Raw genomic sequence first — 12,520 nt, 5'->3', positions numbered from 1 at the left:
AGAAAAACTCCTCGGGATTGGTGTAACGCTTCGATCGATCAACGAGCGTATTTCTGGCTCGACCTGCATTCATTTTGAACTACTCCATTTAACTCGACCATCAACAGTCCAACTCGGATCATTCTTATCACTGACTTGAACCACCTCTCCAGTTCTATCATTCACAACAATATAACCATTTGGTGCCCCATATACCGTTGCCGGATCATCTCTCGCCACACCGTCGGGCGATTTTTTTGCGGATCGCTTATCAATACTAGTGCCGGTAGCGCCATTCTTGACGACCGCCTGAATTTCGCTCTCGGTCCACCCCCGATCTACAAGCTGATCACTAATCTTCGAGTCTATGACTGGCTTGCTATCCGCCGTGATCACACCGCTCAAGAGACTCTGAATCCACCTCGGCACAACCGCCGTCACCAACGCATCAATCACTCCGGGCCCCGGATTCGGTGTTCCAAGAGCACCGCCTTTCATCGATGGATCAAGCTCCGTAGCAGGGTCAACAATCACGCTATCATCCTTGCTACGGCTTTGCCCGACATAACCTGGCAAGTTGAATCCTGCAAGCCAGCCCGGAACGGGCGCCATCGGCGCCACTTGGTTATTCTCTGCCTCGATTCTCGCAGCGCTGCTTGCGGTTGCGCCATCGAGTCCGCCTGCCGTCGCGATGCCTGCGACCAAGTTGCTCACCAAGGTCACGCGGGCTTCGAGGTCCGAGGCGGACAAACCGTCCGCCGGTTTCAGCAAACTACCCAACACCGAACTTGCAGCAGCGCCCATCGCGCCAGCACCACACCTCTGACTGCTCGCTACCGCCCCCGCGCAACCTACAATGACGTGCATCGCAGCACGGGCCGTCTCGCCACCCGCCGAACTGTCTTTGCTGAGGTAATCCGCAATCTGCTTAACCCCATTCGCCCCAAGTTCCTGCAGATACGCCACTGTCGCGTTTTGCGCGAACTGGCCCGCGCCTCCAGTCACGTTACCGCCCGCCGCTACCGCAAGCGCCGTCAACACCTGACGATAGGTCCCGCCCGGTCCCCATTCCGCCGACAACTGATCCGCGCGCTGCTGCGCCGCCGCACGCTGTTCCGGCGTCAGACTCGCGTCGCCCGCAGCCTTCTTCGCTGCATCGACTTCGGTCGCACGATTCGTAACAAAGGTTCCGACCTGATTGATGAACTGACTCGTGATGTCGAACCCGGCCTGAATTTTCCCCTTGTCGAAGATCGGCGCAAGTGCGCCGCCGGTATCCGATGTATCCCGATTGATGCTCGCGACAGTCTCAGCGGCGGACTGACGGGTGAGTTGCTGTTGCGCTGAATCGTCACGAATCGTCAACGCGCCGCCGCTGATCCCGCTTCGCGTGGTCGAATTCGCGTCGCCCGATGCGCCCAGCGCAACTGGGGTCGCTGCCGAGAATCCACCATCACCCTTCGGCAACTCGGTCCCGGGAACCGGATTCACATTGTCGGCCGTACCCTTCTGGTCCTTACCAATACCGCTCTTGTTGCCATCCGAACCGCTATCCCCACCGAAGCTGTAGCCACCGCTCAGCGCGACTTGCGAGGCATCGTATGACGCATGGTTTTCGATATCGCTATGCGTCAGCGTCGCCGTAGTCAGACTGTTCACACCGTCCAGCACGGCCTTGTCGCTGCTCGCGATTACGCCGCCCTTGAGATCGGTGTTGCCCTTCACATCGACCTGGAAACCGCCATCGCCCGCCTTGATCCCCGATTGCTCGTTCACGCTGGCGTAGTCGCTGCTCATCTTCGTCTGGCCGACATTGCCCACCACGCTCGATACGCACGGCGGGGGACACACGCTCACCGATACGCCTGCGTTCTGCTGCTTCGAATCGTAGCGATCCTTGTCCTGCAGGCTTTCAATATTCAGGTTGCTGCCAACGTCCGCAACCACCTGCTTGCCAGATGCGACCGCGCCCTTCAGATTCGTATCTCCACCTGACTGAATGGTGAGTTGGTTGCCTGCGGTTACGTGCGTATTCGTCGATGTCGACGAATCACCGTCAGCGTTACCACGATTCCCTGCCACTCCTGCCGTGAGGGCAACCCCAGTCTTTGCGCCAACGGTGAACGAAACACCTACCGAAGCGCTCGACCCACTATTCGTACTGTGCTGACTGCTCGTATTCCGAGCCGCTTGAAGATTCACATCGCCTTCGGCGGCAAGCATCGCGTTCTTGCCTGCGGAGATCGTGCTTCCGATCACGTCGATATTGCTGTCCTCGCCGGCACCAGCGGCCGCAATCGTCACATTCCGACCCGCCGACACCGTGCTCCCCACCGCCGTGCTCGACTGTGCCTGCATCTGGCTGTCGCTCTTGCTCGCCCCAACCGATACGTTGATACCGACACTGGCCACCGCCGTCACCGGATTGCCACCGACCGATTTCACCGCGTCATAGGTATTCTTCGCCGCAAGCCCCGATGTGGCCGCCGCAAGCGCAAGCAGGCGCGGATCGCTGCCCACGCTCTGCGCCGCGTTCGCCAATTGCCGGCCCGTCTGTACCGCCGCGACAACCGGGTTCGTCACGCCCACCGTCAATCCGGATTGGCGGAACTGCTGTTGCTCCGCAAAATTCGTCGTATCGGTCGCAGCATCGATCTTGACGGTCTTACCGGCGAGGTTCACATCATTGCCAGCGTGCAGCGTGCTACCAGTTACGTGCAGGTCGTTGCCCGTCGCGACCGTCAGATTCCCGTTCAGCGAACCGACCATGCTGCCCGTGTTACTAACGTCTGTCGAATGCTGCTGATCCGACATTGAACGCGTGCCGACCGATACGGACAACCCGCCGTTCGACATGAACCCGGATTCTTTCTTCTCGTAGCTGTTCGCCGACTGGACGGTATCCTGAGAAGTCCTGATCGCGACGTTGTTCGCTGCACCAAGCTTTACATCGTTCGTGCCGACGATGTTGCTGCCCTGAACCGTGAGATCCCTGCCCGCCTGGATCTGCACCGTATCGCCGGACACCGTGCTCGCCACGCCGATATTCGCGCGCGTATCGTGCGATTCCTTCGTCGCCGTACCCGACACGAAACTGCCGCGCTTGACCTGCACGTTCTGGTAGCTGTCGTGCTCTTCGCGGGCTTCTGTGATTGTCACGTCCTTGGACGCCGCGATCGTCACGCCGCCAGCCGTCTCTGCGTTCGTACCGGCTGTCACCGACGAACCGGTCAACGTCACGTTGCCCTTGGTCGCGTCAGTCCTGTTGACTGCCCCGAGGGTGGCATTCTGGCCAGCACTGAAGGTCGTCCCGACAGCCTGCTGATCGTATGTGCGATCGACCTCCTTGCGCGCACGGCCGTCGACCGCGACGTTGTTCAGTTGATGCTCGTCGGTTACCGCCGTCGCCGTCAGATTCCCGCCCGCCACGACCGACAGATCCTTCCCGGCCGTCACGGTCGCTCCCTTGAACGACGCGTCGTTGCCGCTTTGCATCGTCAGGTTGCCGCCAACGCCAACACCGCTCGTCACATGCGTCGTCGTCGACTCTTCCCAATGATGCTGGTCGTTCAGATACAACGACTGATCCGTCTTCGACTGAACCGTATCGACATTGATGTCGCGCCCGGTCGTCACGAGCGCATCACCGCCCGCCGAAAGATTCGCGCCATGAATCGACAGATCCCGCCCGGCTTGCACGGCGAGATCTCCCGTCGACGCGATCGTCCCTTGCTGGCCGATCAGGCTCTGGCTCACCTTGCTCGCGCCGTCAGCCCCGCTAACGCCGACCGCATCCACCAGCGTCGTATTGACCACATCCCGCCCGGCCAGCACCGCCACCCGGTTGCCGGTCATCTGCCCCGACGCGTTCACGACGTCGTTGCTCGCCGACACCACCGTCGTGCCGTTCGTCCCGTCGCTTGCGATCGTGCCGCCGCGATTCAGGATGTCCGTCGCAGTCACGACCGTCTTAGTGCCGCCCTTGATCACGCCACTGTTCGTCGTGCTGCCGGCTGCGCGGATCTCGACGTCGTCGGCCGCGATCAGCGCGCCGGTCGGTTGAAGATCGTTCGCATGCGTCTTCGCCAGATATACGACCGGCGCCAGCACCTGCGTCGTACTGCCGTCCGGCAACGTTACGACCTGGTTCACGAGCCACACGATGTCGCTCGTCAGCGCATCCATCTGCGCGGCGGACAGCGTCATCCCCGGCACCATGCCGAACTGCTTCGCGTAATTCGCGCCGCTCGTCATCAGCGCGCGATACTCGTCCTCGGCGCTCGCATAGCCCGGCAGGAACGTGCGCCCAGTCAATTGCGTGATCTGGTTGCGCACCATCTGCTGCTCATACATGCCGTCGCCGAGACGCTTCTCGATGCTCGCCGGATTCAGGTTGAGCTGGCCGAGCATGTAATCGCTCGAGATGAAGTTCGTGTAGCTCGTGAGGCGCGGGTCGGTGACGATCAGATACGGCTGCCCGGGTGCCGGATTGATCGAGTAGAGGCCGCTCGTCGGCAGCTTCAGGTCGGGCAGCACGCCGGTCGGGCTCACCACCGACTGCACTGCGTCGACCGGCTTCTGATCTGTCGCGGGGCCGACCTTCGACTGCCCGGTGCCGGTCACGCCGCCATTGGCCTGGTTCGCGCCGAGCGTGCCGCCAGTCGCACCCGTCGCCGAGTTTTCCGCTGCGACGTTGCGGTTGTTCACGTCCTTCGCATCGATGTTGATCGACTGGTTCGCAACGATCGTGCCGCCGGTATTGCCGATCGCGACCGGCGTGTACACCCGCGACGGCTGCACGATCTTGCCGACGTCCGAGCTGGTGTTCTCGTTCCACGCATAAGTGGAGACGATGTCGTCCCGCTGGTACTGATACAGTGTCTGCCCGACGTTATTGACCGTCGTGCCGCCGTAGCCGCCCGAGCCTGCGCTTCCAGCAACGTCCGCATCGCCGATCTTGATCGACCTGCCTGCCGAAATCACACTGTATTCGTTGTTGATCGTGCCGACATTCTTCATCACGATATTGCCGCCGGCGACGAGTTGCGCCTGCTGCGCCTGGCTCGTTACCTTGTCCTGCCGGATCGTCGTCGTGGTGTCGCGCGCGATCTCGACGCGCTGGTAGCCATTGTGGCCGTCGCTGCGGGTCGCGTATTCGCTGGCGGGATCGTAGTTGACATGCGGGTCGTAGCCGTCCCAATAGACGGCCGTGAGCGTGCCGTTGCCGTTGTCGGTCAGCGTGTTGTAGTAGATCGTCTGCGGCTGGCCGTTGACGTCGACGACGAGCACGCGATCGACCGCATTGTCGCCGTTTGTGCTGGAGACGATCTGGCTGCTCGAATACGTCGCGGTCTGCGGCGTCTTGTACGGCCCGCGCCACGTCGCATCGGAGCAAACACCGTGATTCGGCGCCGCGTTGCCGGTCGGGCAACCGATGTACTTGCTGCGCTTCGTCTCGCGCTTTTTTTCGACGCTGGTCGTCTCGGTGTCGATCACGGGAGCCGAGCGCGTATTCGTGAACGTATCGGCCGCCAGTTCGACGCTGCCCAGCGCCTCGATCGACGACTGGTCGTTCAGCACTGTCGGCGCGCGATTGGCGAGGAACCCGTCGGCGTCTCGCTGGCCATTCGCCGCGATGTTGATGTCGCCGACGCTGAAGATGCTCGCCCCGCCGGTGTTCGACAACCGGTTCGACGCATACAGGTTCGCCCGATTGGCTGCAGCGATCACGGCCGCCGCCCCGGCATTCGAGATGACGCCAGCATTCACCGTGACGTCGCGGCCGATGATCGTCGCCGTATTGTTCAGCGTCGCGCTGTTCGTCGCGACCGTATCGCCCTCGATTCGGCCCGCGTTATCGATCGTTCCGCCGTTCGCATTGACTGTCGTGTTTGCCGAGTTCAGATCGGCGCCCACCTGGTTGTCGACATTAGCTGCGTTGACGGTTAGCGCGCCGTTGGCGTCGAGCGTGCCCTGGTTCGTCAGCTTGCCCGACGTGGAGAACGTCAGATCGCCGTTCGCGTGCAGTTTGTTCGCGGCGATATGGGTGTAATCGCTTGCGAGCGACACGCTACCGTTGCGACCCGCGACGACCGACCCGGCGCCGCTCAGCGAGTCGGCTGTCAGCGTCAGGTCCCGGTCGCTGCCGATCGCGCCGCCCTGGTTGACCAGCGCACCGGTATTCAACGCCACACTGCCGCCGCTACCTGCGTCGTTGCCGATCTTGCCGTTCGTGTTGTCGATCGAGGCGGTGGTCAGCCCTAGCGCGCCGTTCGCGCGAATGGACCCCGCCTGGTTGACGAGCACCGTGTTCGAGCCGTTCAGCGTTGCATTGTCCGCAGCGGACAGCACGCCGTTCGAATTGTCGAGCCGGTTTGCAACGGCGAGCATCAGATCGCGTCCCGCCAGCACCTGGGCCCCCTGGGTATTCGCCAGCGATTGTGCAGTGACCGTCACATCGCCGTTGCCGCCTATCACGCCCGCGCCGGGCTTGCCTGCCGCATTGCCGTTCGTGATCGACGCGCCGCCATCGATCGTCGTCGCACCTGTCCCGACGTTGACGACCCGGCCATCACTGTTGTCGATGCTGCTGCCGGAAAGCGCCAGCGTTGATGTCGCATCGTTCGCCTCGATCTGGCCGCCGGTATTGCGGATCATCCCCTGGGCGTGAACGCCCAGGTTGCCGTTGGCCTGAATCAGGCCTGCGGTGTTCGTCAACGCGCCGTTCGACGACAGCGTAAGCGCCTGCGCCGACAACAGCGAGCCGGTCGAGTTGTCGACGCTGCCCGCCAGGACCGCTACATCGCCATTGCCGCCGATCGTGCCGCCGGCCGTGTTCGACAACGCGTTCGTCGACGTCACGCTCAGACTGCTCACACCGATGTTCTTGATCGAACCCGTGTCGTTCGCGAGACTGTCGGCCGCCACCGTCAGCCCGTTGTTCGCCTCGATCGTGCCGCCACCGTTATCGATCCGGCCTTGTGAATTCAGCCTGACGCTGTCGGCTCCGACGTAACCTCCCGCACGATTGTCCAGCGACTGGACGGCAACGAACGCCTGCCGCTGCGCACTCAAGGTGCCGGCCTGGTTCGAGAGCGCGGCCGCTTGCAGCGCGAGTGCACCGTTCGTTGCGATCTGCCCGCCGTTGTTCGACAGCGTGCCGGTCGCGATCGACAACGTGCCGCTGCCGGCGTGCGCGATCTTGCCCTGGTCGTTGACCAGTGCGGTGGGCGAAAGGATCAGGTCGGTGCTGTTGGTTTGCAGCGTGCCGCGGGTGTTGTCAAACATCCCGGAGACGGCCGCGAGCATGGCGCCCGTGCCGGTTTGCGTGATCGACCCGCCGCGGTTCGCAAGATCGCTGGCAGTCAGTGCCAGTTGCGCTGCGTTGATGGAACCGTCGCCGTTGTCGAGCGACGTCGCTTTGATGGCCGCCGCCTGACCCGCTGCGATACTGCCGGCGGCGTTCGTCAGTGCTGCGCCGGCATCGAGGTTCGCATTCCGCCCGGCTAACAGCGTGCCGCCGCCATTATCGAGCGCCCGGCTCGTCGCACGAAGGTCCTGCCGGGCGGTCACCGTACCGTGATTGACCATCTGACCAGCCTGGAGCGTGACGTCGCCGTTACCGCCAATTACGCCACCCTGCACACCACCCGCTGTCGTACCGCCTGCATTCGTCAGCAGCCCCGTCGTCGTCACCGATAACCCGTCGCCATTCAGCGACGTGACGCGCCCGCCGGAGTTGTCCAGCGCCCCACCGGCCACCGTCATCCCTGCGGCGCTCTGGATCGTTCCCTGGTTGTTCAGGATCGAGTCGCCGCGCACCTCCGCGGCAGCTTGCGACACGAGTGTGCCCGACTGGTTGGCGAGCTGCCCGGCCGCCTGCACCAGCAGCGGCCCTTGCGCCGACACCTTGCCGCCCTGGTTCGATACATTGCCGCCCCTGAGCGTAATGCCGCTGTCGCTCGACACGCTGCCGCGATCGTTGACAAGCGTACCGGTCGCATTCGCCGTAATGGCACCCTGCGCACTCGTCTTCGCGTCTGGCAGATTGAGGTCGCCCGCCGTCGCACTCAACGCGAGCGCGCCGTTCGCAGCCGTCTGGCTGCCGGCAAGATTCACGCTACCACCGGTAAGCGACGCATCTCCGCCGACCAGGTTCCGGCCGGTCGCCGTCAGTTGCCCCGACGTCGTGACGTTCAGGTCGCCGCTGTGCCCGACCGCGCCGTCGTTGTTCACGCCCGCGCCGAGCGTGCCAGTCGAGTTCACCGAGCCCGCCGCAATCGTCGCGCTCTGTTGCGCGGCGAACGTGCCGCTGTTTACGAGATCGGCCGCCGTGTTCGCCGATACCGATTGCTGCGCATAGACCGTGCCACTGTTGTCGATACCGCCCGCCGCCGACATCGCGAGATCGCCGGTCGCCGTGGTCATGCCGGTCAGCACGAGCCGGCCGTTCGACTGCAGCGTCATGTCACCGGCCTGGGCCGCGATCGTGCCGGCGTTACGCACGCCGACGCCACCTTCGGTGCCGACCAGATAAATCCGCTCGCTGTACATCCCGCCGAGCTGGCTGACGTCGATCGCGACGCCTGGCGCGGCGCCGTCGCCCTGGATCGGCGTCGCTGCCAGCGTGTCGTGATTGACCTGGTTAGCTCCAGCGACGACGTTCAGGTTCTTCGCGTAGATCGCCGCATTCGCCTGCACGGCGCGGGCAATGATGTCGACCTGATCGACGTTCGCCGCATTGAGCCCCGCGCCCTGCACGGTAACGAGGCCACGGTTGACGTTGTAGCCGGCAAGCGAACCGTCCGCGCCGTAGTATGGCTGCCCGGTCGTCAGCGTGGCACGCGATGTATTGATGAAGCCGCCGCCGTCGACGACGATACCGGCCGGGTTGGCCAGCACCACTTCCGCGCGATTTCCGGCGACTTCGACATAACCGCGAAGCTGCGACGGGTTCGCGCTGTTCACCTGGTTGACGATGATCCGGGCCGACTGGCCGGGCCCGAAATTCGGATTCCCGTTGATATAACCGGCCTGCTGCGTATTGACGAGCGTCGGCGAGTTATTCAGGATCGCGCCGTTCTTCTGAACGTCGAACTGGTTATAGGTATTGACCGATACACCGGCGCCGGAGGGCCTGGCGATATTCACCTGCGGCAAACCGTTCTGCGTCTGGATCACGTGGGTGGGCGCGCCCGGCGTCGGCACGATCTGCGCCGGCGCGAGCGAAGGCGCGCCGGCCAGCGATGCGGCCGCGATCAGCCAGCCCGAACCGCCAAGCGCACGGCGGCCGGCACGGCGCTCGCCGGACGCTGTTTTCCCCGAAGCAGCAGCCGTCTCTTCAACAGCCACCACCATTCCCCGGAGTCTGGAATACACCAGACGGTAGGTCTTCTGATTCATCGTTCTTTATTGGACTTCTTTCAGATCGATGAACGTTAGCAAAGCAGTCGTCATAAAACCATAGGATGACTGTCAGCAATTACCAAGCATTGTAAGGACGTGACGCAATGTATTTTTGGGATAATTCTGCCCCCTTCTATCTCAAATTAATTCATCTTGTTTTGACTGAAATTAATCAGAATTCGCCAGTATTGACTCTCGATTCTCTTCGCCACAGTTAAGAATCCACCAGATATCACGTTGCGTGGCGATAATCGGGAAACAGTTAAAATATGTTTCAGACAATTCGCCGCATCAGGAGATTCGGCCTCGATTTGCATGCTTACGGGACGACGCAGCACGCACGCGCAAACTCACTTCCCCCGCTCACGCTCCCCCAACGCGATCGCCTTGTAGTCGTAAGTCGGATAGAACTCCGTCCGATAAGCACCCCACGCCGTATCCTCGAGCACCCGATTGATTTCACGCAGCCGCGACGCCGGCAGCCGCAGCACGTCGATCTGCCCGATCCCCATCGTCACGGTCCAGCTCACCACTTCGACGCCCGGCGGCGGAAACGCCTTGTAGAACCCCTGCTTCGCGAGTTGCGCATTCAGCTCGGCAAGCGGCCGCGACTGGTCGTGTTTCAGGAAAACCGTCAGCAATATCGCGTTGTCAGGCGTCGCATTGGCCGAGCCGGCCGGCACGCTCGACGTCTGGCCGATGGCTGGAGCGCACCAGATCGCGGCGGCCGCCAGCGCGGCGGCGATCACGAGGGTTCGAATCGGGAAATACGGGGATGCCGTCATGACGCGACTCCAAGGCTTGGTGGCTCGAGCCGCCATCATGCGCCGCCACAGCGATTGCTGCAGTCATCCGGCCGATGCGATTACGTCGCATCCGCGCCGTCGCGCTCCCGCAGCACGTCGATGAACGCGCGCAGCTTCGCCGGCACGTGCTTGCGATTCACGTAATACAGCCACATCGGTGGCAGCGTCCGGCACGCGCCCGGCAGCACCTCGACGAGCGTGCCGTCGCGCAGGTCCTGCTCGATCCGTTCGCGCATGAACGCAAACGCGATTCCGACACCGGCGCGCGCCGCGTCGATCACCGCATCGGCATCGTTCGTCACAAATACGCCTTCCGGATCGAGATCGACATCACGGCGCCCGTCATGCAGCAGCCATTTGTGCAACCGCCCGCTCTCCGAGAACCGGAAGCGGACGCAGGCATGAAGCTCGAGCTCGGCGATCGACGCGGGCGTGCCGTACCGCGCGAGGTAACCGGGTGATGCGACCAGCGCGCACGAAAGCGCCGGCGCGATGCGCACGCCGATCGTCCCTGGCTGCAGCCGGTCGGCGAGGCGAATCCCCGCATCGAACCCGTCCTTCGCGATATCGACCAGCTCGTTCTCGTAGCGGATCTCGAGCCGCACTTTCGGAAAACGCTCGCGAAACGTGGCGAGCACCGGCGCGATCACGAGCGCGCGCGCGAGCGGCAGCGCGGTCACGCGCAACACGCCGCTCGGCTCGCTGCGCGCATCCTTCAGCTCGTCGCGCGCCTGCATGACCTGCCGGTACGCGGGCTCCGTCTGCCGCCAATAGCGCTGTCCGGCTTCCGTCAGGCTCACGCCGCGCGTGCTGCGGTTGAACAGCTTCACGTTCAGCTCGCCCTCGAGCTGCCCGATCGCGAGGCTGACGGCAGCCGGCGTCAGGCCGAGCGCGGCGGCCGCGCGCGTAAAGTTGCCGGCGGTCGCAACGGTCATGAACACGTGCAGCCCGGCCATCGGATCGCGTCGGCTCATCTTTAGAAAAACTTGAAACTCTTTCGAGTGGAATGTGGATTCTCCCATATACCGCTACTGCCTACACTGGCGCTGTCGTCCCATCGGAGCCTTGCATGGACCCGCTCACCGCCGCACTGCCGCTCGCGGCCGCCCGTCGCACGATCGATGCCGCCCTCGCGCATGCCGCGTCGCTGCAAGTCGTCGGCATCGCCATTGCAATCGTCGATGCCGGTGCAAACCTGCTCGCCTTCGTACGCACCGACGATTGCTTCCTCGGTGCGATCGATCTCGCGCAGCGCAAGGCGCTGACGGCAGTCCGCTTCCGCGCCTCGACCGGCGCACTCGGCGCGATGTCGGGCGACGGTCCGCTGCGCGGCATCGAGCACAGCCACGGCGGGCTCGTCACGTTCGGCGGCGGCGAACCGCTCTTCGACGGCAACGGGCGCTGCGTGGGCGCGATCGGTGTCTCGGGCGGCAGCGTCGACGAAGACACCGCGATCGCGCAACACGGCCGCGACCGCTTTCCGGCAACGCTCCACCTCCAAACCACAGGGTAAGCACATGACACAGAAACGCATCCTCATCACCGGCGCAGGCACCGGCTTTGGCCGCGAAGTCGCTTTACGGCTCGCCGAGCGCGGTCACGACGTGACGGCCGGCGTACGCGTCACCGTCGAGATCGATGCGCTGACGGACGCCGCCGCGCAACGCGGCACCGCACTGCGCGCGATCAAGCTCGACGTCACGTCGGCGCACGATCGCGCCCGTGCGGCCGAGCTCGACTTCGACGTGCTCGTGAACAACGCGGGCGTCGGCGAAGCCGGTGCGCTCGTCGACCTGCCGGTCGAGATCGTCCGCGAGCTGTTCGACGTCAACGTGTTCGGCCCGCTCGAACTCACGCAGCAAATCGCGCGCGGCATGCTGGCGCGCCGGCACGGCAAGATCGTGTTCGTGTCGTCGATCGCGGGCCTGATCACCGGGCCGTTCACGGGCGCCTATTGCGCGTCGAAGCATGCGGTCGAATCGGTGGCCGAGGCGATGCACGCGGAACTGGCGCCGCACGGGATCCGTGTCGCGACCGTGAACCCCGGCCCGTACAGCACCGGCTTCAACGACCGGATGATGGAGACGACGCGGCGCTGGCACGATCCGGCCGTCCATACCGTGACGCCCGAGCGGCTGACGTTCCCGCTCGAACAGCACGATCCGGAAGAGATGATCGCGAAGATGGTCGACGTGATCGAAAGCGACGGCGGCGCATTCCGCAACCTGCTGCCGCAGTCGTCGGAAACCTTCGTCCGCGCCGAACAGGCGCGCGCATGGGACCGTCAGCAGTGATGTAAACCGGCGGCGGCCGGTGGTTCACGCAGGAAC

General features: G+C 63.6%; 5 protein-coding genes. 2 read left to right on the top strand and 3 right to left on the bottom strand.

Annotated elements, in window-relative coordinates:
- Positions 1 to 69 precede the first annotated feature (69 nt).
- From KEC55_RS18575 to KEC55_RS18565, 3 genes are all read right to left on the bottom strand, one after another.
- Positions 70 to 9,381, bottom strand: coding sequence for a hemagglutinin repeat-containing protein (locus KEC55_RS18575; protein WP_282509424.1), 9,312 nt, complete (start codon positions 9,379 to 9,381; stop codon positions 70 to 72).
- Positions 9,382 to 9,734: 353 nt separating this feature from the next.
- A complete protein-coding gene (locus KEC55_RS18570; protein WP_282509422.1) occupies positions 9,735 to 10,169 on the bottom strand; it encodes a hypothetical protein in 435 nt (144 codons plus the stop codon).
- Positions 10,170 to 10,249: 80 nt separating this feature from the next.
- The gene (locus tag KEC55_RS18565) at positions 10,250 to 11,164 is read right to left on the bottom strand and encodes a LysR family transcriptional regulator (protein ID WP_282509421.1); all 915 of its coding nucleotides are present in this window, start codon (positions 11,162 to 11,164) and stop codon (positions 10,250 to 10,252) included.
- A 95-nt stretch (positions 11,165 to 11,259) separates the two neighbouring features.
- Here KEC55_RS18565 and KEC55_RS18560 point away from each other — a divergent pair, with 95 nt between their 5' ends.
- Together KEC55_RS18560 and KEC55_RS18555 are read left to right on the top strand one after the other, a co-directional pair.
- A complete protein-coding gene (locus KEC55_RS18560; RefSeq protein ID WP_282509420.1) occupies positions 11,260 to 11,703 on the top strand; it encodes a GlcG/HbpS family heme-binding protein in 444 nt (147 codons plus the stop codon).
- 4 nt (positions 11,704 to 11,707) lie between these two features.
- Positions 11,708 to 12,484: an SDR family oxidoreductase gene (locus KEC55_RS18555; protein WP_282509419.1), complete on the top strand. Its 777-nt coding sequence runs from the start codon at positions 11,708 to 11,710 to the stop codon at positions 12,482 to 12,484.
- Positions 12,485 to 12,520 lie beyond the last annotated feature (36 nt).

This window comes from Burkholderia cepacia, assembly GCF_029962485.1.
Classification (GTDB): Bacteria; Pseudomonadota; Gammaproteobacteria; order Burkholderiales; family Burkholderiaceae; genus Burkholderia.
This window is presented reverse-complemented; position numbering and strand designations above follow the sequence as displayed.